At 54.2% G+C, this 24,076-nt stretch carries 23 protein-coding genes; 10 read left to right on the forward strand and 13 right to left on the reverse strand.

Features of this window, described 5'->3' with window-relative positions; translation table 11 throughout:
- Window positions 1-51: 51 nt before the first annotated feature.
- Window positions 52-726: an AraC family transcriptional regulator gene (locus tag PHD76_13090; GenBank protein ID MDD5262774.1), complete on the reverse strand. Its 675-nt coding sequence runs from the start codon at window positions 724-726 to the stop codon at window positions 52-54.
- Between the two features lie 152 nt (window positions 727-878).
- On the opposite strand from PHD76_13090, the gene PHD76_13095 reads away from it, so the two are divergent.
- On the forward strand, window positions 879-1,946 hold the full coding sequence (locus PHD76_13095) for a Gfo/Idh/MocA family oxidoreductase (protein MDD5262775.1): 1,068 nt from the start codon (window positions 879-881) through the stop codon (window positions 1,944-1,946).
- 46 nt (window positions 1,947-1,992) lie between these two features.
- Complete coding sequence (locus tag PHD76_13100; GenBank protein ID MDD5262776.1) at window positions 1,993-2,733, forward strand: sugar phosphate isomerase/epimerase; 741 nt, start codon at window positions 1,993-1,995, stop codon at window positions 2,731-2,733.
- 35 nt (window positions 2,734-2,768) lie between these two features.
- Here PHD76_13100 and PHD76_13105 read toward each other — a convergent pair whose 3' ends face one another.
- Both PHD76_13105 and PHD76_13110 read right to left on the reverse strand, forming a co-directional pair.
- Window positions 2,769-3,026, reverse strand: a complete 258-nt coding sequence (locus PHD76_13105; GenBank protein ID MDD5262777.1) for a Txe/YoeB family addiction module toxin — start codon at window positions 3,024-3,026, stop codon at window positions 2,769-2,771.
- On the reverse strand, window positions 3,023-3,286 hold the full coding sequence (locus tag PHD76_13110; protein MDD5262778.1) for a type II toxin-antitoxin system prevent-host-death family antitoxin: 264 nt from the start codon (window positions 3,284-3,286) through the stop codon (window positions 3,023-3,025). The genes PHD76_13105 and PHD76_13110 overlap by 4 nt, the downstream gene beginning before the upstream one ends.
- Window positions 3,287-3,391: 105 nt before the next feature.
- Here PHD76_13110 and PHD76_13115 point away from each other — a divergent pair, with 105 nt between their 5' ends.
- The 3 genes from PHD76_13115 (at window position 3,392) to PHD76_13125 (ending at window position 7,286) form a co-directional block, all read left to right on the forward strand.
- On the forward strand, window positions 3,392-4,720 hold the full coding sequence (locus PHD76_13115; protein ID MDD5262779.1) for an ATP-binding protein: 1,329 nt from the start codon (window positions 3,392-3,394) through the stop codon (window positions 4,718-4,720).
- Window positions 4,717-6,111 (forward strand): sigma-54 dependent transcriptional regulator, encoded by a 1,395-nt coding sequence (locus PHD76_13120; protein ID MDD5262780.1) that lies wholly within the window; start codon window positions 4,717-4,719, stop codon window positions 6,109-6,111. The genes PHD76_13115 and PHD76_13120 overlap by 4 nt, the downstream gene beginning before the upstream one ends.
- A gap of 260 nt (window positions 6,112-6,371) precedes the next feature.
- Entirely contained in the window at window positions 6,372-7,286 is a 915-nt protein-coding gene (locus tag PHD76_13125) for a hypothetical protein (protein MDD5262781.1), read from the forward strand.
- 61 nt (window positions 7,287-7,347) lie between these two features.
- Here the strand turns inward: PHD76_13125 and nadA are convergent, their stop codons facing one another.
- A complete protein-coding gene (nadA, locus tag PHD76_13130) occupies window positions 7,348-8,271 on the reverse strand; it encodes a quinolinate synthase NadA (GenBank protein ID MDD5262782.1) in 924 nt (307 codons plus the stop codon).
- A gap of 359 nt (window positions 8,272-8,630) precedes the next feature.
- Here nadA and PHD76_13135 point away from each other — a divergent pair, with 359 nt between their 5' ends.
- Window positions 8,631-9,800 (forward strand): IS4 family transposase, encoded by a 1,170-nt coding sequence (locus PHD76_13135; GenBank protein ID MDD5262783.1) that lies wholly within the window; start codon window positions 8,631-8,633, stop codon window positions 9,798-9,800.
- 48 nt (window positions 9,801-9,848) lie between these two features.
- On the opposite strand, the gene PHD76_13140 is transcribed toward PHD76_13135, so the two are convergent.
- Window positions 9,849-10,922: a Fic family protein gene (locus PHD76_13140; GenBank protein MDD5262784.1), complete on the reverse strand. Its 1,074-nt coding sequence runs from the start codon at window positions 10,920-10,922 to the stop codon at window positions 9,849-9,851.
- Window positions 10,923-11,004: 82 nt separating this feature from the next.
- On the opposite strand from PHD76_13140, the gene PHD76_13145 reads away from it, so the two are divergent.
- Window positions 11,005-11,226 (forward strand): hypothetical protein, encoded by a 222-nt coding sequence (locus PHD76_13145; GenBank protein MDD5262785.1) that lies wholly within the window; start codon window positions 11,005-11,007, stop codon window positions 11,224-11,226.
- Between the two features lie 135 nt (window positions 11,227-11,361).
- On the opposite strand, the gene PHD76_13150 is transcribed toward PHD76_13145, so the two are convergent.
- The 6 genes from PHD76_13150 to PHD76_13175 all read right to left on the reverse strand — a co-directional run bounded on the left by PHD76_13150 (window position 11,362) and on the right by PHD76_13175 (window position 15,700).
- The gene (locus tag PHD76_13150) at window positions 11,362-11,577 is read right to left on the reverse strand and encodes a hypothetical protein (protein MDD5262786.1); all 216 of its coding nucleotides are present in this window, start codon (window positions 11,575-11,577) and stop codon (window positions 11,362-11,364) included.
- 541 nt (window positions 11,578-12,118) lie between these two features.
- On the reverse strand, window positions 12,119-12,673 hold the full coding sequence (locus tag PHD76_13155) for a hypothetical protein (protein MDD5262787.1): 555 nt from the start codon (window positions 12,671-12,673) through the stop codon (window positions 12,119-12,121).
- A complete protein-coding gene (locus PHD76_13160) occupies window positions 12,674-13,009 on the reverse strand; it encodes a hypothetical protein (protein ID MDD5262788.1) in 336 nt (111 codons plus the stop codon).
- A 29-nt stretch (window positions 13,010-13,038) separates the two neighbouring features.
- Window positions 13,039-13,905 (reverse strand): hypothetical protein, encoded by an 867-nt coding sequence (locus PHD76_13165; protein ID MDD5262789.1) that lies wholly within the window; start codon window positions 13,903-13,905, stop codon window positions 13,039-13,041.
- Between the two features lie 17 nt (window positions 13,906-13,922).
- Window positions 13,923-14,351 (reverse strand): hypothetical protein, encoded by a 429-nt coding sequence (locus tag PHD76_13170; GenBank protein ID MDD5262790.1) that lies wholly within the window; start codon window positions 14,349-14,351, stop codon window positions 13,923-13,925.
- Window positions 14,348-15,700, reverse strand: a complete 1,353-nt coding sequence (locus tag PHD76_13175) for a hypothetical protein (GenBank protein ID MDD5262791.1) — start codon at window positions 15,698-15,700, stop codon at window positions 14,348-14,350. Before PHD76_13175 ends, PHD76_13170 begins: the two co-directional genes overlap by 4 nt.
- Before the next feature lie 244 nt (window positions 15,701-15,944).
- Between PHD76_13175 and PHD76_13180 the strand changes: the two genes are divergently transcribed.
- Window positions 15,945-16,169, forward strand: a complete 225-nt coding sequence (locus PHD76_13180; GenBank protein ID MDD5262792.1) for a DUF433 domain-containing protein — start codon at window positions 15,945-15,947, stop codon at window positions 16,167-16,169.
- Window positions 16,170-16,615: 446 nt separating this feature from the next.
- Here PHD76_13180 and lspA read toward each other — a convergent pair whose 3' ends face one another.
- Window positions 16,616-17,137 (reverse strand): signal peptidase II, encoded by a 522-nt coding sequence (gene lspA / locus PHD76_13185; GenBank protein ID MDD5262793.1) that lies wholly within the window; start codon window positions 17,135-17,137, stop codon window positions 16,616-16,618.
- A complete protein-coding gene (ileS, locus tag PHD76_13190; GenBank protein MDD5262794.1) occupies window positions 17,138-19,876 on the reverse strand; it encodes an isoleucine--tRNA ligase in 2,739 nt (912 codons plus the stop codon). It abuts the gene before it with no gap.
- Window positions 19,877-20,140: 264 nt separating this feature from the next.
- Between ileS and PHD76_13195 the strand changes: the two genes are divergently transcribed.
- Entirely contained in the window at window positions 20,141-23,485 is a 3,345-nt protein-coding gene (locus PHD76_13195) for a glycosyltransferase (GenBank protein ID MDD5262795.1), read from the forward strand.
- On the forward strand, window positions 23,482-24,076 hold a 595-nt coding region (locus tag PHD76_13200), incomplete at its 3' end, for a hypothetical protein (protein ID MDD5262796.1). The genes PHD76_13195 and PHD76_13200, both read left to right, overlap by 4 nt.

A 24,076-nucleotide genomic window follows, 5' to 3' on the forward strand; every position in this document is an offset into this window, starting at 1 on the left:
TTGTGTTGTTTTTTTAAACTGGACGCAAAACGCCGACGCGGTCGGGAAGCCTCAATTGGCTGCAACGCTTTTGATCGGTTGGCGCGTGCCGGCAAGAAGTTCCCTCGCCGCCTGGATGCGGCGGCGAATCAAGGCTTGGTGCGGAGAAAGTCCGAGGTGCTCCTTGAATTTATCGTGCAAGTGAGGCACCGACCATCCGGCAGCCCGGGCCAGTTCCCGCAGTCGAAGAGGTTCGGCATGGCGTAGATTGACAAGCTCCATGGCGCGGCGCAGCTCCACCGGCAGACCCCTTTCCTTTTGACTGCGCATGTGGAGTTCAGCCTGGAAATGCAGCCGACTGATGATGTAGCGCAGCAGCACCTGGGAATCAAAGGACTCGTCCGCGTGCAATTGCACCACTTCCTGGGTAAAGCGCCGCACCTCGCCCATCTCTTCCCAGCGCGTAATGCGGGAAACGCGCCGTTTTCGGATCTCACCGTCATAAAATCTCACCGCGAGGCAACTGTACGGGTCGTTAAAATCGCTGCGTCCAATTGTGCGGTCGCCCGGTATATGCCAAAGTAATGTTCCTGGAGTGGCCTCCTTCCATTCTCCATCCGTCTCGACCCAGCCTCGCCCAGACGTAATCAGTTCAAAACATTGCTGGCCATTTTCGAACAGGTGAGCGCTTGGATGGCAGCCGGGACGTTGATGATAATGCGACACGGCCAGCAGTTGTGAGCGCATGGGAAGAGGAAAGCCCCTTCTGCTTTTGGCGGGATTGTTCCGCCGAACACGATCCGAATTTTTGACAACAAATCCTAGTTTTTTGATACAATCCATCGTTGCAGATTAATTACACCCATTATCTAATCAAATAAATCCTATTTTTATAAAAGATGAAAAAATCCACGGAAGTTCGCTTTGGTTTTATTGGGGCGGGACAAATTGCCTATTACGCCGCGGACGCGGTCAAAAATCATCCCCACGCCAGACTGGTTGCAGTCCAGGATTTGAATGAACCCCGGCGGAAAGCCCTGCGCGAAAAGCATGCGGTAGATGCCGACTATGCCACAGCAGAGGAACTGCTTGCCGACAAGTCGGTGGATGCGGTCTATATCGCCACCCCGAACAAGTTCCACGCCCCGCTCGCCATCCAGGCCCTTGAGGCCGACAAACATGTCATCCTCGAAAAACCCTTTGCGATGAACATCACCGAAGCTGAAAAAGCCGTGGCCGCTGCGAAAACTGCAGGGCGAATTTTGAACATCGGAATGAATCAACGCTTTCCCGCCGACTCTCAAAAAATCAAGCACTTGGTTGAAACAGGCGCGCTCGGAGAAATTTATCACGCCAAGGCCTATTGGCTGCGCCGTTCCGGAATCCCGAAGCTCGGCACCTGGTTTGGAAACAAGGGACTGGCCGGCGGCGGATCGCTCTACGACATCGGCGTACACATGCTCGACCTTTGTCTTTATACGATTGGCAACTTCGAGCCGGTATCGGTCGTCGGCGCGACCTACACCAAATTTGGCAACCGGGGCCTGGGCGAAGGCGGCTGGGGCATATCGGACCGCTCCGACGCCGCCTTTGACGTGGACGATTTCGCCTCGGCTTTCATCCGCTTTTCCAATGGCGCCACCGTGACGTTGGATACATCATGGGCCTGCCACCAGGCGAATGGGAACCGCGATAACGTGGAAATCTTCGGCACCGAAGCCGGCGCAACGCTTCGGCCCGCCCGCCTTTTCAGGGCCGGCACGACAGCACCCGCCACCTATGAAATCCTTGACGAGATTAATGTTCCCTTGAAGATGCCGCATCAGGAACGGTTTCATAACTTCATCAATCACCTGCGGGGCGAGGAAGCTCTTTGCGTGACCACGGAACAGGCGCTGGTTGTGCAGAAGATCCTCGACGGCATTGCGGAATCCAGCCGGACCGCGAAAGAAGTCCGGATTCACTGACAAACTTTATCCTCAAATCAAACACAGGAGAGAAAGAAAACATAACATGAGCAAGGCGTTGGATTTTGGAGTTCAGAGCTGGTGTTTCAGGCATTTTAAGACCAATGCGGAGGTCGCGCAAAAGGTCCGCGAAATCGGGTTGGATAAAATCGAGCTGTGCGGCGTACATGCCGACTTCCACAATCCCGCAGTGTGGAAGGATGTTGTCAAAACCTACAAGGATGCCGGGATCGGCATTGTTTCCATTGGTGTGGAAACTTTGGTTGGGGATGAAAAGGAACGGGACCTCTTTGAATTTGTTGCAAGCACGGGAGCCAAACATATCTCGGCCCACTTCAGGGTCGATTCCTTTGCCCAGGCTATCAAACGGACACAAAAACTGTCGGACGAATTCGGCATCCGGGTGGGCATCCACTGCCACGGCGGCTACTCGTTTGGAGGGCAGCCCGATGTGCTCGATCATTTGATCAAAATAGGCGCGCCGCAAATCGGCCTTTGCATCGACACCGCCTGGTGCATGCAGATCGGGCCGCATCCCGGCAATCCCATCGAATGGGTCAAACGTTATGCGGGGCATATCTACGGCATTCACTACAAGGATTTTATCTTCGAGCGGAACGCACAATGGAGGGATGTCGTCGTGGGCCAGGGCAATTTGAACCTTCCCGGATTCGTCCATGCGCTGAATGAGCATGGCTTTGACGGGATGTCGGTCATCGAATACGAAGCCGATGTCGAGAATCCCTCCCCCGCGCTTGCGCAATGCGTAAAGGCGATGAGGAGCTGAGCATTTACGGCAGAAACAATCTCTGATTCGGCGCTTTATTCATAGTGATACCGGGCTTGGGCGATTTTAATCATTTCGCCTTCGACTTTATAAACAAGCCGATGCTCATCGGTGATGCGGCGCGACCAATAACCGGAAAAGGCATGTTTCAAGGGTTCCGGCTTTCCGATGCCTTCGTAGGGACTGCGGGAAATGTCCTTAACCAGTTCGTTGATTCTCTTGAGGACTTTTTTGTCTGTCTGCTGCCAATAAAGATAGTCCTCCCATCCCCGCGAGGAGAATAAAACACTCATTCCCGGACCAATTCTTGAATCTGCTTTTTTATCCCCTTCCCACTTTCGAGTTCGGCAATCGACTCCATCAAGCGGCGCGCATTGGCAGGGGAGCGGAGCAAATAGGCTGTCTCCTGCAAGGATTCATAATCCTCCAATGAAATCATGACCACGGCCTGGTCGCGGTTCCGGGTAATGATAACAGGATCATGATCGAAACAGACCCGATCCATCGTGTTCGCCAGACTCTCGCGTGCGGCGGTGTACGTGATTGCCTTCATATGGACAGAATACTGTGCATATGGGTTGTGGGTCAAGATTATTTCATTTTAGGGATAAAAAGTATTCGCCAACCAGGCATTCAGTATAAATACTATTCCGATTCAATGGACAAATACCGCACATGGAGCCTCTGGCTTCGCATCGCCATTCCCTTCCTTCTCTTTGTCGTCATTGGTTCGATTGTACTTTGCGCCTGGCTCTATCTTAACGCCCAACAGGAGTCGCACACCGAGTTTGCCACTCTTGCCCGCGTCAATGCCGGGTTCATTCATTCCTCGCGGCTTCCCACAACGGAGCGGATGGCGCAGGAACTCGGGCGCATTCTGGATCTCGACGTTTATTTCCGGCAGACTGGAAAAGAAATCATCCCGCCTCTGCCCGGGGACTTAAAAAAACGCGGAGCAAGCATCTCAAGCCTTTCACCGGCTGACGGCGTAGTACAGTTGGAATCTTCCATTGAAGCGGTCAGCGCGCCCATCGACGCCACATGCGATCTCATATTTATCCGCCCTGTTCAGAAATTCGAGCTGTTGCAACGCCCGCTCACCCTGGTGATACTGCTTTCATTCTGGGTGTTGTCGCTGGTACTGGCGTGGACGCTCACCCGCGGCGTGGTGCGCCCGCTTCGCATTCTCGCATCACGTCTGCCTCATATTGAAACGGACGATGTTCTTTCGCTGCCCGGCATGGAAAGAGACGACGAGATCGGCCTGCTTGCCCGCGCCTATCACCAGACGCACAGCCAGCTTTCCCTTGAGCGCCAGCGTCGCGAAAAAGCGGAACGGCTTGCCCTGCTAGGCAGGATGGCCACGGGGCTTGCCCATGAAATCAACAATCCGGTTTCCGCCATTCGAATGCACTTGCAGTTGATGGAGGCCTCGAAAAAATTGGACACCTCCGCCATCCCTCTCATCCTGGGCGAAACCGCAAAAATCGAGAGCCTTATCAATCAATGGATGTTTCTCACCCGGCCCGCCCCGCCACAAATTTCAACCGCCAACATCGGCGAACTCGTCGCAAGTGTTGTGAAGTCACTACAACTGCAAGCCGACCATGCGCGCGTCACGATTGCCGTGGACATTGCACCCGGTCTCCATGCCGAAGTGGATGCGCGCAGAATCAGCCAGGCTCTGGGCAATATCATCCTCAACGCGATCCAGGCCATGCCCTCGGGCGGCACGCTGCGGATCACAGGCCATGCCGATAATGGAAATGCCCTGCTCACTTTTGCAGACACAGGACGCGGCTTTTCCGAAAACGCGCTGCAACATTATGCGGATCTTTTTTATTCTGAGAAAGAAGGAGGCATGGGCATCGGCCTCAGCGTTTCGGCTGAAATTATAAAAGCGCACGGCGGCGCCATCGAAGTTGCCAACCTGCCTGCCGGTGGCGCATGCGTCTCCCTTGCACTTCCCGCATCCAACCCCTCATGAGCCACATCCTGATCATCGAAGACGAACATGCGCTTGCGTCCGCGCTTAAAGCCGTATGCCAGCGCCTCGGACATGAAGCTGTCCTATGCCCTTCGGGTCAGCTCGGTTTGGACGAATTGGCGCGCGGCGAATTCTCGCTCCTCATCCTCGACATCGGCCTTCCGGACATGAGCGGCCTTGCGGTGTTGGAGGAACTGCGCCGGAATAAGCGCCCGCTGCCAGTCCTTGTTATTACCGCACACGGCAATCTTCGAAATGCGGTGGCTGCAAAAAAACTCGGCGCCGAAGCCTATCTGGTAAAACCTCTGGATCTCCAGGAAGTGGAAAAAAATCTGCGCCAATTGCTGAATTCCACACCCGCCGCCCCGGCACCCGGCCGTCCGGCCAGACCGGATGAACCCACATTGCTTGTCGGCGCCGCGCCCTGCATGCAGCGTTGTTTTACGGAAATTGCCCAAGCCTGCAGTACTGGAGCACCCGTATTGATCACCGGGCCCACGGGTACCGGCAAGACCCTTGCCGCCCGCGTGATTCATTCCAACAGCTCCCGGCGTGAGGGGCCGTTTATTACCCTGCATTGCAACGCATTCCCCGAACAGCTTCTGGAAAGCGAGCTCTTCGGGCACGAAAAAAATTCCTTTACCGGCGCACTCGCCTCAAAGGAGGGGCACATCGAACGCGCGCGAAACGGCACGCTTTTCCTCGATGAAATCGCCGATATCGCGCCGGCCGTGCAATCCAAACTCCTTCGCTTTGTGGAGGAACGTATTTTTCTCCGCGTCGGAGGGCGCGAGGAAATCCATGTGGATCTCCGGCTGATCACCGCCACCAATAAAAACCTGCGCGAGGAAGTCCGGGCCGGCAGGTTCCGGGAGGATCTTTACTACCGCCTGCACGTTTTGGAAATTGAACTCCCCGCGCTCAACCGCCGCACGGAAGATATTCCGGTAATCGCCGCCGTCCTGCTCGGCGCAACAACTCCGGAACGTCATCTCCAGCTTGCTCCCGAAACGCTTGAGATGCTCCGGCGTTACCAGTGGCCCGGCAATGTGAGGGAACTCCGCAATGCGCTGGAACACGCCGCCGCCTATTGTTCCGGCAGCGTCATTTTCCCGCAACATCTGCCCGTTGAAATCCGCGAACACCGCAATGCCTCCGGCGCTGCCGATGCGTTGGATCTTGCGATCCAGGATTGGCTGCGGCAGAGCATGCCGGACGCCCGCGACTATGCCCATCTGCGCGACAAACTCGAAACAATGCTCCTCAAGCATCTCCTTTGCCGCTTCGACAACAAACCCACTGTGCTGGCACGCGAGATGAACCTCAACCGCGTCACCCTCCGCAAAAAACTCCGGGACCTATTCCAAAATGATCCGGAAAAGGCTGATTGAAGTGAAGTGCGAAAGTTATCCATTTGCTCCCGATAAACGGATGTTTTCTATCCTCGTATTAACCCGGTGCGGTTTTGCTTTGATCCCGGCATCTTGATTTTAAAATTATTTCCAGCCCATTGCTGCACATTGTTGTCTCCTCCCGTCCCTTTGTGGATGCGGGTTCGCGACGATAGCAGGCAACTGATTCCGGATAAAGTCGCGGCCGCCCGCAGGACGCAGGCGCGTGCTGGCATGCTGGTTGCTATTCAGCTTGCCTCATGAAATTAAAAGCCTGTTCGATCTCTCTATTCACACTTCCAGCCCTGATGCTTTTTGCCGCACCCATGCCGGCGCAGGAGTCAAACACACCGGCCAAATTGCCGCCCGATATTGTTGTCACAGCCAGGAAAATAGAGATCTCCAGACCGGGTTGGTTGCAGGAAGAGCAACCTGTGGGCGCCTACGGCCAGCCGGAATGGACGACGGCCCGGCGTTTCCCCGGCACACGCGTCTATCTGCAACAAACACCCTGGAACACGGGCGTCGAGCAATGGGTGCGGTTCCGCCACTTCCGCGACGGCAGCAACGAAGCGCGGTTCCAGGAGGAATTCGAGGTCGGCCTCCCAAACCGATTCCAGCTTGATCTCTACGAGACTTGGGGGATGGGCCAGGAACGCGGTACGTATCAGGACGAGTACTCCGCCGAAATTCGTTATGCTCTGGCCGACTGGGGCAAGATTCCGTTGAACCCCACGCTGTATCTCGAATACGCGCAGCACGACCATGATCCGAACACGATTGAAGGCAAGCTGCTGCTCGGCACCGATATCGCGCCGGGCTGGCATTGGGGATTAAATCTCGCAGTTGAACAGGAATTGAACGGTCCGGACGACACCCTGCAACTCACAGCCAGCCAGGGCATCAGTTACTCGCTCATTGACGGGAAACTGGGCGCAGGCATCGAGATGGAGTATTCCCATGAGACTGCGTATGAGACCCCCGTTGCGGATTCATTTTTGATCGGGCCCAGCGTGCAGTGGCGGATCACGCCTTGGATGCATCTTGATTTCGCGCCGATGTTCGGCGCCACAAATGACTCGCCGGAAGTGCAAACCCTCCTCGTGTTCGGCATTGATTTCGGCTCAGGCAATGACAAGGAACGCTACGAGCCAACCTCGCGCCGGGGACACTAATTCCGTGCTTATAATATAATAATGGGACGAGACAGCGCTCGTCCCTCCATCCGGCTTGCCGTCAGTTCCGGCTCCAATCCAACATCCGCTGAATCGGCACGCGGGCGCGATCCATGAGGTCGGCAGGCATCTCGATCTTTGGCTCCAGCGTCTCCAGAGCCCGCACCATCTTTTCCAGCGTGTTCATCTTCATGTAACGGCAATCCGCGCAGGCGCAGGCATCCGTTGGACCGGGTATAAACGTCTTGCCGGGCAACTCCCGGCGCAAACGGTGCAACATGCCCGACTCCGTCACGATGATAAACGCGTCCGCATTGGAGGCCCGGCAGTACTGCACCATCTTTTCCGTGGAACACACCTCGTCCGCCAGCATGCGCACCGCACGTGTACATTCCGGATGCGCGACTATCGGAGCGTCAGGATATTTTTCCCGGATTTTGCTGATGCTCTGATGCGTGAATTCGATGTGAACATAACAATTACCCTGCCAGAGCTCCATCGGCCGCCCCGTTTTTTGCATCACCCATTCCCCCAGATTCTGGTCCGGGACAAACAAAATCTCGCGGTCCTTCGGCACCCGTTCCACAATTTTGGCCGCATTACCCGAGGTGCAAATCACGTCGCTCAACGCCTTGACCGCAGCCGAACAGTTGATATACGCCACGACATATTTTCCCGGATTGCGGTCGAGGTGGGCCTTCAACTGCTCCGCCGGGCAGGAATCCGAAAGCGAGCAGCCAGCGTTCAAATCCGGCAGAATGACAGTCTTGGACGGGTTCACGATCCTGGCGGTTTCCGCCATGAAATGAACCCCGCAAAATAAAATGACATCCGCGTTGGTCTGCTGCGCCTGATAGGACAAGCCCAGGGAATCGCCGACATAGTCCGCGACTTCCTGGATGCCGGCAGTCTGATAGTTATGAGCCAGAATGACGGCATTCCGCTCCTTTTTGAGCTCGAGCACTCGTTTCTGCAAAGAATCCATGGAATAGTGTAGAAGCGGATGGAGATGCCGTCAACTCAGGCAATCGCCCGCAGGAGGAACACATTTTTAACGCAAAGAGCATAAGACGCAAAGGCGCAGAATTACATCTTTTCCTGCAGCATCACTGGCAGCATCTAACATTTTCTTGTCACCTGGAATCTGTTCTGGCTGTCCACAGCGGCATTCTTTCTAAATTCTGTCATTGCTGGCGTTGAGAATTGAGAGCTGACACCATTCACATTCATGGCTGGAGAATATTATGTTTATAAAACATCAGTAGTGTCCGGCTAACGGACGTGTTTTGAGAGGTAAAATGGGTGCTCACGATTTCAATTCTGGAATGTGCCTAAGCTCAGTGGATGCACACAGGCCAGATTGTTTTTGCCCAACTCATGGAGCATGTCCCGCACTATTCCTTCCAACGCATCGTCCGGCGTTACAACGGAGAACGGCGGATGCGGGAGTTTTCCTGCTGGGATCAGTTTGTATGCATGGCCTTTGGTCAACTGACATTTCGGGAGAGCTTGCGAGATCTGGAGGTTTGTCTGCGTTCGCGCCCGGAAAATCTCTATCACATGGGAATTCGCGGACGAGTGAGCCGCAGCACATTGGCCGATGCCAACGAGCGGCGCGACTGGCGCATCTACGCCGAGATCGCAACCGTGTTGATTCGACGGGCGCGAAAACTCTACGCTCAAGACAACTTTGCCGTGGAACTGGAGGCCACCGCTTACGCTTTGGATGCCAGCACCATCGACCTGTGTTTGAGTTTGTTCCCTTGGGCGCGATTTCGCACCACCAAGGCCGCCATCAAGGTCAACACCCTTCTGGATTTGCGCGGCTCCATTCCCAGTTTGATCTCGATTACCGAGGGAAAACGGCACGAAGTCAACTGGCTGGACGATCTGATTTTCGAGGCCGGGTCCTTCTATATTATGGATCGGGGCTACCTCGATTTCAAACGGCTCCATCGCATCGGCCAAGCTGGCGCTTTCTTTGTGATTCGCGCCAAGGAGCGCATGCGATTCTGTCGGCTCTATTCTCATCCTATCAACACGGCCAGCGGGGTGCGTTGCGACCAGACCATTTCTCTGACCGGCCAATACAGCGCCATCGATTACCCCGACAAACTGCGGCGCATCCGCTTCTACGACACCGAACAAAAACGAGCTCTGGTGTTTCTGACCAACAACTTCACCCTGCCAGCAGACACTATCGCAACGCTCTACAAATGCCGCTGGCAAATCGAACTCTTCTTCAAATGGATCAAGGGCAATCTCCATATCAAGCGATTCCTTGGCAACTCGCTCAACGCCGTCAAAACACAAATCTGGATTGCAGTCTGCGTTTATGTGCTGGTGGCCATCGTCAAAAAACAACTCAAAATCGATTTGAGTCTTCACTCCATTCTCCAGATTTTGAGCCTCAACGCCTTTCAGCAAGAGCCTCTCTATGAACTACTTATGAAAAACTATCACAAATTCGAGCCTATATATGATTCTAACCAGTTGTCATTCAAGCACTTTTAACCGGACAGTAGTGATGTTTGACATACTTTGCTCTCGTCTCAACTTCGTTCATGGCTCCAGCGTGACTCCACTCAGCAGGGCAAACAACGGTTCGTTGATATAGAAGTTTGTCTTGCCCATTTTCTGTTTTCGCAACAATCCGATCCTGGTGATCTGGTTCAGATATTTGCTCGCCGTGATGCGGGAGACTCCCAACTCCCGCTCCACATATTCAATCTTTGTGTAGGGATAACGGAAGAGATTGTTCAGCAAATCCTGACTGTAGAGCTTCGGCAACTGTTCCCGGAGCTTGTGCTTTGTCTTCAGCATCAAATCGCGGAAGGCTTTCACCAGGACAATTGCACTGCGCGAGGTGACAGCCACGCCCTTTAGCAGATAAAGGCACCACTCCTCCCAGCGACTCTCGTCCCTCACGGTTTGGAGGAGCTGATAATAATCCGCCTTGCTCGTCGTGATGTAGCGGCTCAGATAAAGCACCGGCAGGTCCAGCAGGCCTTCGCGCTGGAGCATGAGCAGGTTCAGGATGCGACCCGTGCGCCCGTTCGCATCGTAAAAAGGATGGATGCTTTCAAATTGATGATGCGCCAGCGCCATGCGCAGCAAGGGATCGAGGCCATCTTCGGCATGGATGAAATCAATCAGGTTCCCCATGAGGGATTCCACCTCGGCGGCATCCTGTGGGGGTTCATAGATTACCCGGCCCGTGATCTCGTTCTTCAACACTGTGCCGGGCAGCTTCCGCAATCCCGCCCGGTTCTGCTCCAGTTCCGCCTGCACGGCCAGCACCGTATCAAGCCGGATTAGACCTGATTTCCGCACCGCTTCATAGCCGACGCGCAGGGCAGACACATAGTGACGCACTTCCTTCGCCGCTGCGGAAACGGACGACTCCGGCTGTGACGCGTAAAGTTCGTCGTGCGTGGTAATGATATTTTCGATTTCGGAACTGTCTTTCGCCTCCTGGATGCCCAGTGTATCCAGCAAAATCCCCTGATTCGGCAGCGATTCGCAGAGTCCCTTCAGTTCGGCCAAATACCGGTGTGCCTCGGCCAATGCTACCCAAATGGTACGGGTCTCCAGCGTGGAGAATTCCTTGAGTGGCAGAGGCGATAGGGTGGACATATACAGGAAACTGCTATTTTCTTATCACGAGTATCCCATCATGTAAAGAAAACACTTATTCCCTTAACATGAATATCGCGATATGTTGAAAAAACGAGGATTGCAACAGTCGCTCATCCATCAAATCCCCGAAGGCTCCGTAGATATCTTCCAGTTGATCCAGTCCTGCCAATGTATGTTTCAGCTTGCGCTTGCTGCGCCCAAACAACAATGGCCCAAATTCCTTGAAAAACGGGGTCATGCTCATGCCCCCAAATGCAGCACTATCCGTACCGCCATGCCAACTTTCGCCACCCTGGCTTAACTTAAGTTAGTGCCATTCACTCCTGACCCCATTCCCATCAAACGAAATTCTTGGTACTAGTCACGGTACCGGAGCTGTCTTTCTCCACGATTTGAACCCGGCGGCCCAGGCCGTCATAATACAAGATTCACAGATTCATTTTGGCTTGTATTTTTGGCATGAAACAAGCAAATAGATGCCCATTCCAATTAAACCAATTCCATAAATCCTTGCTTGGGTTCCAGTAATACTTACACCTCTGGTAGCCTTTCCTGTACCAACAGCAAGGCTGCCACAAAGAATCATCAGGACAGCCAGCAATTTCCACCATTTAATAGGAAATTTCATTATCACTTGGTAAGCTGTTCCCATAGACCTTTTATTGCAGACACAATCATTGCCAATGGGCCTGTGTCTGCAGTTGGAGGATTCGGAGTGGGGTCAAGAGCAGCAAGCCCTACTTCCACAGCAGTCCTATCCCCGTTTACCCTGTCGTCACTTCCCTTCATGTCGCCCGCGCAGACCCCGCCGGTCCATTGGAAAATCCCACGATGATTGTTCCGGGTTTCCCTCTGCGGCCTTCACCCATTCTCAAGGGGTTCGGCTGCCGGTTGTTATTCTCTCTTTCGAGGCTCATCTTTGCGGTTCACCTATATTGCGACCTGAAGGTTCGACCCCATGCCTGCTCCCCACCCCGCCTCGCAGCGACGCAGTTGGCACGGTCTTCGGTGCTGAACCATCTAACTGCACCGGCGGGACTCCCACCCGCGTTGACGCCAGCTTCACGGGCGCACTGAGAATTGAGAGTTGACCCCAATGACTGATTAGACAAGCAGGCCGCCGTACACTATGTTCAAGCTAACTTAACCCCTTTTTCAACAGCCTCTCAAGCGTTGACCCCATTCATTCATTTTCAACGATTGCGGTTACTGAGGCTTTCTAACGCGGCATTGAGCATCTCATGTTTATTCTCAGCACTTGAAGTGGCTATTCTTTCCTTCAACTTTTCAAACTCGTGCAATTCGCCTCCAATTAGGTCATGTTCAACAGCAAACCGTTCGAGAAAAGCTATGAGCAAATCCCCGGCTTTCTGCATTTCACTTTCTGTGGCAATGATACTCCATCGACACGACTTGCTTCCCTTGGCAATTGTTTCCATCAGCGCCATTCCGCTGCGCCAATCCTTTATGATTTGATGAGTTGGTAAATTCGGCAGTCTTTTAGTGAGCTCAGAAATAACAGCAGCTTCGTTTTGATCAAGGGCATTTTTAAGTTCTAAGACGTATTTTAAAATGTGCTCCGAAGTTTCCGATCTTTCCTTGCCTAGGGAATAGTGCAAGTCCAAAGTCCAATCACGAGAAGCTTCTGACAGATTTGGAATTATATAAGTTAGCAGTTCCAGCCAGTAAACTCCGTTCGGCAGGTTTACTCCTTCAAAAATGATAGCCCTGGATTCTTGCAGCTCCATTTAAAGATCTTTTAAGGCTCCCCAAGCATAGGCTCCCGCATCGCTCCCATACATTTTGGAAACAGCTAGTGCTGCATCCATTATATCAGAATTGTCAGCACTTTGACCGGCGTTCAGAGATGACTGAATATTGTTGATGGCTCTGGCAAAATCTTTGGCTGAAGCATTGTCTGGGTCTAACGATACCGCAATACTAACTATCCCCAACGCAGCTAAAGCTCCCCTTGCTTTCCTCAGATTTCTACCAACGGCACCCACACCAGACTTGTCTTCACACTTTTCAAAAGCATTAGAGACAGCTTTGCGCATTTTGTCATATTCATTTTTATCTTTCATCAAGTTACGAAAGCTATCCTTTGCCGCATTTAGATCAAAATCATGTCCTGGTTTCGGACCAACGAATATATCTCCATTTGCTCTAGGATCAACTCGATAGGTGATGTTGCCATCATGAAGTGCAATCCCTGACCATCGTATTCGTATCGAGCGAATCCGAATGGATCGATTCCTCCAATCGGGTCATTGGCAACGTAACCATACAGGTTAATCCCCCCTGATTCAGCAATTGGATCTCTGGACAGCCACCTTCCCAGATTAGCGTCGTAGGCGCGAAACCAAGTCAAATCCAAGCCACTGGCAGTGTGAGAGTAATATCCCGCATACTGGAAGTCGGCATCCAAATCGCCTGACAGTTTGGTCGTGCGTCCATAGGGATCGTAATCGTAGCGGGCATGGATGGCACCTGTGCTGTCGGTCATCTCTCGAACTGAACCAAGATGGTCCAGGGTGTAGTAATAGTTTGTCCCACCGATTTGTTGTCCTTGGATAAAGAACCGTTTCGTGACATTGTTCGAGGCATCGCGTTCCTCGGTGGGCTGGCTACCGTTGGACCAGATGAAATTTTTCATGGAAGTGACGCTACCGGAAGCGTTCTTTTCCACAATTTTGATCCTCTGTCCAACTCCGTTGTACGTAAACTCGGTGCTCGTATTATCCGCATAGGTAATCCTGGTCAGCCGATTCAAGGCGTCCCATGTGTAGCTCTTCTGTCCGTCGTTCAGCAGGTTGCCATCGGCATCGTAAGTCAGCGTTCGTTGCAGATTGTTGGCCACTGTCACTTGGTAGGTGTTGGTCCTTACATTCCCGGAAGCGTCAGTCGCTTCCACAGCCACGTTGTTGGCGCCCGGTTGCATCTGCATATAGGTCTGAAATTTGTTGCTTTCTACATTCACTGCGTCCCCAGCCACTCCTATGGAGATTTAAGGCTCAAGATAATTTTTCTCGGTAATCCATCCCAGTTATTTTCCTGGCCATTAATAACCACATTTCTGAGCATGATATCCAAATTATTTCCATCTATAGACAACTTAAAACGACCCGGTAAAACTGTGGTATCTTGAAACACTATTTTACCTAGTGGCAAATCATGTTCCTTGCCATCAATTCTGATTCTTTGAGAAGGGCCTGAGATGCGCGCGCGCTGCCCCTGCAAAACAAGAATGAGTTTTCTTGAATCATTTTCCTGTCGAATTTCCAGTTCAGTTTCACCATTAATGCCAGAGTAGTAGGTTAAGACCCAATGGTTCCGTCCTCGAAAATATGATAATGCTAGATACGCTAGACAAGCCAAAAGCACTATATATAGTAGAACACGCCAGTAATTTAAGTTCGCTTTCATGGTGTCTCAAATGGAAATTTGACATTTCCTGCTCCATATAAACCAATCCCGTATATGTTTGCTTCCATGTCTTCTTGATAATCGGAGCTTGGAGAAAAGATTTCAGCCCAGTTACCTCCAGACGCCCCCAGTATGGCCGACAGCCAGCCAACAGCTTTTCCATAAGAACATTCCATATTATGCGCAAATTCCCTGACAGCAATCGCATGATGATCTGAATCATTACCTCCTTTTCCACGCATAGATTCTGCATATTCCATTGCTCTATTTTCATTGTAAAAAGGCGTCCTTATATCCCACCAATCGCCTGGGGCCAATCCGAATGGATCTCGATATCGGAAGGGGTCATTGGCGACATACGCATATAGATTGATCCCTCCCTCTTCCTCGATCGGATCCCTGGATAGCCACCTGCCAAGATCAGCGTTATACGCCCGATACAAAGTCAAATTCAAGCCGCTTGCGGCGTGGCGATAATATCCGGCATACTGAAAGTCTGCATCCAAATCTCCCGATAGCTTGGTTGCACGGCCATAGGGATCGTAATCATAGCGGGCGTGGATAACGCCGTTGGAATCGGTCATTTCCCGAACAGAACCCAAATGATCCAGTGTGTAATAATAATTCGTTCCGGCAATCTGTTCGCCTTGGCTGTAAAACCGTTTCGTGACATTGTTCGAGGCATCGCGTTCCTCGGCGGGCTGGCTACCGTTGGTCCAAACGAAATTCTTGGTGGATGTCACAGTCCCTGAACTGTCTTTTTCCACGATCTGAACCCGACGGCCCAGGCCGTCATAGAAAAATTGGGACGAGACGGCGCTCGTCCCTCCATAGCTGATCTTAATGAGCCGATTGGCGGCATCCCACTGGTAGGCCTGGCCGACGCCGTTGTCGGTCATGTTCCCGTTGTCATCGTAGGCAGGGGTTCGGGTCGCTCCCGCTGTCACCTGCACCTGCCAACTCTTGCGTGAAAACCTGGGTGGCGTTTGCGTGTCGAGAGCTTGAACGGAAATGGTGTTCGTACCCGGCTGCGAATCCACCCAAGCCTGGAATCGGTTCTGGCTGTCCACAGCGGCATTCTGGCCATTGACTGTCACAGTGCCCGTTTTATCCAAATAACCTTGAACATTCAACTTACTTGTTCCGCCATTGAGTCCTGTCAGTTGGTTCAAGTTGTTGAAGCTGCCGCTGTCGTTTTGGACGCTCTGGCCCGCCGGTTCACACTGCGCAGCCAAACGATTGCCCGAAGCATCGTAGTTGTATGAAAAAGTCTGGTTGAGCACCGGGGGTGTGCCGGGCGTCACGTCACGCAGGCCCGTGAGCTGATCGGCCTGGTCGTAATCCAGCATCCAGACATGACCGGAGCCAGAAGCCAACCGAGATTTAACGCGAAATTGTGGATGCAGCACAAGTAATGGTGTGCGGCATTGCCCGATTTTTTGTGGTCCAGCACGGCGAAAAGATGATCCGCTTCTGTGTCGAGTATTTTCACCTTGCGTAACCGCGCAAAGGGCTGGCTGCGGAATGCACGTTCCTTTTCCACTCGAAAAAGCAGGGTTGAAAGGGACAAGATACCCCTGTATGCTTCCTTCAATGAAATACAGCGACCGAATCACGATGGAACCCGGCAAATGCGGCGGACGCCCTTGCATCCGGGGCTTGCGTATTCGAGTCAAAGATGTGCTCGAACTCTTGGCGCATGGGGCTTCTTGGCAGGAAATCCTTGAGGACTATCCTGACTTGGAAGCAGACGACATTCAAGCCTGCTTGGAATTCGCTGCTGCGCAGCATGACCATGTTACGGTTCGTGCGGCGTGAATTTCCTGATCGATAATCATCTGCCAAATAATCTGGTGCCCTGGCTCCAGAGCAAGGGACATGTTGCAACACATGTGCGTAGCCTGCAGATGAATCGCACTCCGGACGCCCTCATTTGGCAATAACCAAGATTGGGCGCAAGGTGGAACGCCTGGCGCTGCACGAAGGCAAGACGCTATCGGATGTTGTCACGGCGGCAGTTGAAGCTTACGGCTGATGATCGAGGGGATCCACGCCGGCTTTGGCGATTTATGCTCGTTCTTCTCCCGCCGCGTCGGGCTTGAAACTTACAAATCCGCCAAAGGACGGATTCGCCGGGTGCGAACTTGGATTGAACCACGGATAAATACGGATGAACGCAGATTATAAAATTTCCACAAATGGATTTTCCATTTTGCGTTTTTTGCGCCTTTTCGCGGCAACTGCTGCTGCCTTCGTCTGAAACTCTACTTCGATTCCAGCCGCACGCATCCGCTCAAGCGCAGGAAGACCCAAATCACGGCAAGCGTTATGCAGGAGTCGGCCACGTTGAACGCGGGCCAATGCCAGTTGCACGGCGCAAAATAAAAATCCGCAAAATCCACCACATAACCCAGCCGAAGACGGTCGCTCAGGTTGCCGATGGCCCCGCTCACAAACAGGGCGCCGATCAAATTGGTCTCGCGCAGATTCCAATCGAACGTGCGCGCATAACGAAAGCCAATCACCAGAATAAGGCAGACCACCAGGCCCATGCGCAGATTATTGCCCTGGAAGAGTCCGAAAGCCATTCCGTCGTTGGCCACAAAGGTCAGATTGAAAAAGGCCGGGATCACGGCAACCGAACGTCCGGCCCAGTAATGGTGCAGAATCCAGATTTTGCTCGTTTGATCCAAAATCAAAATTGCGGCAACCAAAATCCAAAACATCAAGCGCGGGCGGGAACGGACGCCCGGTCCTGACGATTGGACATTCGCGGAAGAATTCATCTATCTTAATGCCGTCACAGCTTCAGTGCAACGCACGCAAATTTCCGGGTGCTCCGGATGGCTCCCCAAATGCTCGAAATACTTCCAGCAACGCACGCATTTTTTACCGGCGTCGCGGCGCACCGAGATCGCCAACGACTCCCCGGGCTCAAGTTTTACCTTTGAAACAATGAGAACCTCTTCCAACAGCTCGCGGTCACTGTCCGCCAAACCGGAGCCGCCGATCACAACCTGCGCTTCGAGGCTTTTCCCGATTTCCTTGGCCTGCCGCGCCTTTTCCAGGTGTTCGTTCACCCTGGATCGGAGTTCCAGGATTTTTTCCCAGCGCGCCGCAAACGCTTCCGCGCCGGGCAGCCGCAGTTCCCGTTCCTTTGGAAATTGGCTCAAGTGAACAGAGGGACGCAGCAAGGCGCCTTCAGCTTTCCTTCCGTCTCTGTCGTCCTGGAAAAATTGCCAGGCTTCCTCTGCTGTGAATGGAACAATCGGCGCCAGCAGCAAAACCAGGGCTTCGTACATTTCATACATCACGGTCTGCGAAGCCCGGCGTCGCAGCGAGGACGCCGCATCACAGTACATCCGGTCCTTGGTCACATCAATGTAGAAGGCTGAAAGATCCACCGCGCAAAAGCGGTTGACCACATGATAAACCTGGTGGAACTCATAGGTTTCATAGGCCGCCCTGGCCTGCCGGATCACATCCTCCAGCCGGTTCAACACATACAAGTCCAGCTCCGACAATTTATCATCGGACACCCGGTCCTTCGCCGGATCGAAATCGTACAGATTGGCCAGCAGAATGCGCAGGGCATTGCGGAACGAACGGTAGGTGTCGGTGACAATCTTGAAGATTTCCTCGGAAAACGGCACGTCGTCGCGGTAATCCTGGCTGGCAACCCAGAGGCGCAAAATGTCGGCCCCGAATTTATCGACAAATGCCATCAGATCCGTCGGTTTCTGATAGGTGTTGGATTTGGAGAGCTTCTTGCCGTCAAGATCCACCACAAACCCGTTGGTCAACACTTCCTTGTACGGCGGCTTGCCATAAACCGCCACCGAGGTGGACAGGGACGACTGGAACCAGCCGCGGTGCTGGTCGCTGCCCTCAAGGTACAGATCCGCTGGAAAGCCCAGCCCCGCACGCCTGCGCAACACGGCTTCATGGCTCGATCCGGAATCGATCCAGACATCCAGGGTATCCCTGCCCTTTTTCAGGGAAGGATCGATCTCCAGCAGTGCGCAAATTTCCTTGTCTGATTTTTCAAACCAAAGATTCGTGCCGTGTTTTTCCACAAGGTCGGCAACTTTCCGGATCAAATCCCCTTCCATCACGGAACTGCCGTCAGCCTTGTAAAACACAGGGATCGGAACGCCCCAGGTGCGCTGCCGGGAAATGCACCAGTCCGGACGCGTGGCAACCGCGTTTGCAATGCGGCTTTTGCCCCAGGCTGGGACCCATTTGACCTTGTTGTTGATGGCATCAAGGGCTGGTTGGCGAAAGTCATCGACCCGGATAAACCATTGTTTGACCGCACGGAAAACAATGGGCGTCTTCGAACGCCAGCAGTGGGGATAGTCGTGGGTAAAGCTTTCTTCCGTCCACAAAGCCCCTTTCTCGCGCAAAAGATCGCGCACAAGCGGATTGGCTTTGAACACATACTGGCCGGTCAACTCCGGCACTCCGGCTTCCGCCGTCAGGCAACCGCGGTCATCCACCGGCGATAAAACAGCCAGGCCTTCGCGCTGGCCGAGTTGATAGTCATCCTGGCCATGCCCGGGCGCGATGTGCACCAAGCCGGTGCCGGTTTCGCCCGTGACAAAGTCAGCAACATAGACCTTTCCTCTCCGATCCAGGAACGGATGCTGATACTCGGCATCTTTTGCCAGCGTTTTGCCTAAAAAATGTTTTTTGGGTGCGGCGTTTCCAAAATTGGGGATTTTCGGCGTCAAGCTTTGCGCACAAATAATCGTTTCACTGCCAATGCCGTAAGCGTGATAATCCAGATGCTCGCTCACCGCAACCGCCAGGTTGGCCGGCAAGGTCCAGGGCGTTGTCGTCCAAATCAAAAGCGCTGTCCCTGGCGGGACCTCCAGTTTGGCGGCGCTTTCTTTCGTCAGCGGGAATTTCACATAAACCGACAAGTCCGTTTTCGGCTGGTATTCCACCTCCGCCTCCGCCAAAGCAGTCTGGCAACCGGTGCTCCAATAAACCGGGCGCAGGGCCTGATACACCATCCCCTTATCGACGATCTTGGCAAAAAGCCGGAGCACGTCCGCCTCATACGGCCCGTCCATCGTGATGTACGGGTTGTCCCATTCCCCGAAAACTCCCAGGCGCTTGAATTGTTGCCGCTGGATGTCGATATACTTCCGGGCCATGGCCTCGCATTTTTCGCGGATTTCCAGCGGGTCCAACTGCCGTCCGCCGTCGGCGAGTTCCTTCATCACCTTGTGTTCGATGGGGAGCCCATGGCAGTCCCAGCCGGGAATGAACGGCACATCGAAACCGCCCATGTTTTTGGATTTTAGGACAATGTCCTTCAGCGTCATGTTCAACGCATGGCCCATGTGGGCATCGCCGTTGGCAAAGGGAGGGCCGTCGTGCAAAATAAAGCGGGGGCGGTCCTTTTGAGTCTCCCGCAGGCGTGCATAAATATCCGCCTTTTCCCAAGCCTGGTATAAAGCGGGCTCGCGCTGGGGCAGGCTGGCCCTCATCGGAAATCCCGTTTTGGGCAAATTCAAAGTGTCCTTGTAGTCCATACGAAAGGAGAACACGCTAGCCTGCTTATCTCACACCTGTCATGAAAATTCTCCCCTTGGCATTTTTTGCTCGCAAGCAGGAAAGAAAGCTCCGGGGATAAGCAGGCTTTAGCCCGGATGTTCATGCACCCTGTCTCAACCCAACATTTGGACAAGAGACTCTACAGGGGTTTTTAGACATCCGGGCTAGACGCATCTGCAAAATCGGTCAATCATGCAGGCTGGTATAACGTCCAATCACAAAAGATGAATAGCCGACGCTCGTTTGTTTTCTGGGACCCCTCCGGGCGCCGCTGGCCGCGCTGGAAACGCCGGGCTTTCACCGTTTCGGTTCTCCTGATTGCGGGGCTGGTGCTCTTCATCCGCTCCATGCTGAGTACGCCCGCCCTGCGGGTGCCCAAGGAAGTGGAACGCATGAAAGCGGACCTCCGGGCGTATTCCCCTCCGGCAGCACCCGGGGAAAACCAGGCAACCAAACCGATTTGGCTGGGCTTCCAGCGCAAACTCCTCGGCCACCGCATCCCCGCCCTTCCTCTCAAACCCGTTCCAGACCTCCGTCCGTTGGAAACCGTGCATCTGGGCTTTGTCGCGGAATGGGACCCTAACAGTTTTGAGTCGCTGAAAACGCACGGGGAAAATCTCACCCACGTTTGCGTCGAATCCCTGAACCTGAGCGACCTGGAAGGCAACCTTGACTGCGACCCCCCGGGCGAAGTCCGGGAATGGACCCGCAGCAAGCGAATCCCCCTGCTTCTGATGCTGCAAAACATCCGCGGCAGCGAATGGCAGCCAGAGCGCGTGGAAAGCCTGGCCATGGGGCCCCCGGAACGCCGCAATCATTTTATCACAGGCCTGTTAACCGCGCTCGAGTCAACCGGCTGCGACGGCATTGTCGTGGACTGGCAGGAAGTCGATCCCGGCTATAAAAATGGCCTGACGGTTCTCTTCACCCAAATGGCCCAGGCCCTGCACGCCCAGAACAAGGAGCTATGGATCTGCATCCCGGTCGGCAACGATCTGGCGACGTACGATCTCGACGCGCTCTCCAGCCATGCGGACCGGTTCATTGCCGTGCTGCATGATGAAAATTCCGAGCGCGACCAGCCCGGCCCCATCGCATCCGAGGACTGGTTCGAGGGCTGGCTCAAAACACTCACCAGCTACGGACAGTTGGAACAGTGGGTCATTGCCGTCGGCAATTACGGATACGACTGGCAGGAAGACAGGGCCGGCGCGCAAACACTTTCGTTTGCGGATGTCATGGTCCGGGCCTCACATTCCGGAGTCACCAATATCACAAGCTCTGCCCCGGCTTTCAACCCGCATTTTCACTACGAGATCGGCAATGAAAAACACACCGTCTGGTTCCTGGACGCCGTCACCGCCCTGAACCAACTGCGCGCAGCGGCCGACTTTGGAATCGGCGGATTTGCCATTTACCGGCTCGGGCTTGAAGATCCCGATATTTGGACTTCGTTGCAGGCATGCAAGCTGCCGAAATTGACGGCTTCCCAGCAGGAGGAACTCGCCAGCCTGCAGCTTGAAAACCGCGTCGGGCATGTGGGGCGCGGGGAATTGATCCAGGTGGAGGAGCCCGGCCATGCGGGGGAACGCATTCTTACGGAATCGCAGCGCGGCCTCCTTGCCACACAGTACAAACAGCTCCCCGTCCCCTGGACCGTATATCACCAGGGTGGCGATAAACCGGATGACGTCACCCTGACTTTTGACGACGGCCCCGATCCCAAGTGGACCCCCAAGGTGCTTGATATCCTGAAGGAGGAAAAAGTACATGCGGTCTTTTTCCTGGTGGGACGACAGGCGGAGCGCTACCCCGATCTTGTCCGCCGCATCGTGACGGAAGGCCATGAAATCGGCAGCCACACCTTTTTCCACCCGGACCTTTCGGAAGCGTACCCGGAACAGGTCCGGCTTGAGTTGAACAGCACGCAGCGCCTGCTGCAGGCCATCACGGGCCATTCCACCATCTTGTTCCGCCCCCCCTACATCGCCGACTCCAAGCCCAGCAGGGTCTCGGAACTCCGCCCGCTGTTGCTGGCACAGGAACTTGGTTACATCATTCTGGCCCAGGAAATCGACCCGCGCGATTACGAAAAACCCGGCGTGCATGAAATCCTCAAGCGGGTGCAGGAACAGCGGCCTCTTGGGAACGTCCTTTTGATGCATGACGGCGGCGGGAACCGGCAACAGACCGTCGAGGCTTTGCCGCAGGTCATCCAATACCTGCGCGAACGCGGCGACCACATTGTATCCGCCAGCGAGTTGTTGGATATTCCACGCGACGAACTGATGCCTCCCGCCCCGGCGGAAAATTCGTCCCTGGACCAAATGGCCAGCGGCTGGGGCTTTTTCTCCATCCGGTATTTGGAGGAATGCCTCTGGGCGCTGATGATTTTCGGCACATTGCTGGTCTTGATACGGACTGTCACGGTCGTGATCCTGGCGTCCCGGCAAAAACTGGACCAAAGCGCAGACTGGCTGGATTCCCCTTTTCATCCGCCTGTGAGCGTGGTCATCGCCGCCTATAACGAAGCCAAGGTCATCAAAAACACCATCCGCTCCATCCTGGAGAACAGCTACCCCGGATTGCTGGAGTTGGTCATTGTGGATGATGGCTCCAGCGATAATACGAGCCAGGTCATCGAATCCGCGTATGCCGGGCGCCAGAACCTGCAGGTCATGCGGCAGGAAAATTCCGGCAAAGCCGGCGCGCTCACACATGGCCTGCGCGCGGCAAAATATGATATTCTGGTTTTTGTCGATGCCGATACGCAGCTTGCCAATGGCGCCATTCAATTGCTAATCCAGCCGCTGGAACAACCGGCCGTCGGCGCCGTTTCAGGACAGGCCCGCGTCGGCAACAACACGCGCTGGCTCGGCCGCTGCCAATGGCTGGAATACATCTGCGGCTTCAATCTGGACCGCCGCGCCTATGCGTTGCTGGATGCGATCACTGTGGTGCCGGGCGCCATCGGAGCCTACCGGCGCGAGGCCATCGAAAAAGTCGGGGGATTCACCCACGACACCCTGGCGGAAGACACCGATTTGACGCTTTCACTTCACCGCGCGGGCTACCAGGTGGCTTATGCCGGCAATGCCATCGCCCACACCGAAGCGCCTGAAAGCATCCGTTCGCTTTTCAAACAGCGCTTCCGCTGGGCATTCGGAACCATGCAATGCCTGTGGAAACACCGGGACATGCTCTTCAATCCGCGCTACCGCTGGCTCGGCTTTTTTTCCCTGCCCAGCATCTGGATTTTTCAAATTATCCTCGTGGCATTCATGCCATTGGCGGACCTGCTCGCCGTGATTGCGCTGGTACAGGGGGCCGCCCCAGTGGTCTGGATTTATATTGGAGTGTTCATGTTTACGGACCTGTTTCTCGCCGCGCTGGCATGCTCCTTCGAAGGCATGCCCATCGGCCAAAGCTGGCCCATCCTGCCCATGCGGCTGCTCTACCGGCCTCTGCTTTCTCTCGTCGTCTGGAAATCCATCCTCACCGCCGTGCGGGGCGTACTGGTCGGCTGGGGAAAAATCGAACGCACCGCCTCCCCCATGCCACCCTTATGAAAAACTTTTTTAAATACCAGCCGCTAGCACTTACTATCCTTCTTTTGCCCGGCCATGCCTTCGCACGGCCCGTTCCCGCCCCTGCCTTGCCCCCGGATAAAAGCAACGGCATCCAATTGGCCCTGCCTGCGCAGGGTGTTTACACCGGCGCGTACATCGACTTCGGGGAAACAGAGGACAACGTCACGCTTGAGCGCATCATGCGCTTCGAGGAACTCGTCGGGAAAAAGCAGGCCGTCATTGCGTCTTCCAGTTACTGGGGGCAACAATCCTTCCCAAAAAAGAATCTGGGCATCATCCGGCGGCACGGCGCCATGCCCCTGGTTTTTTGGTCGCCCTGGGACAAGCCCTACGAACAAAACCGCGGCCCCGACCGGTTCAACCTGGACAACATCCTCGCCGGCAAATGGGACGCCTATATCGACGCCTGGGCCGATTCAGCCAGGGAATTCGGCTCGCCCTTCTTTGTCTGTTGGGGGCTCGAAATGAACGGCACTTGGTTCCCGTGGTCCGGCTATTTCTACCGGGATAAAAATGCGCGCAACGAGGACGAAGGCTGGACTGCCGGGGTTGAGAAATACAAAAAAGCCT

This window comes from Candidatus Methylacidiphilales bacterium, from assembly GCA_028713655.1.
Lineage (GTDB): Bacteria > Verrucomicrobiota > Verrucomicrobiia > Methylacidiphilales > JAAUTS01 > JAQTNW01.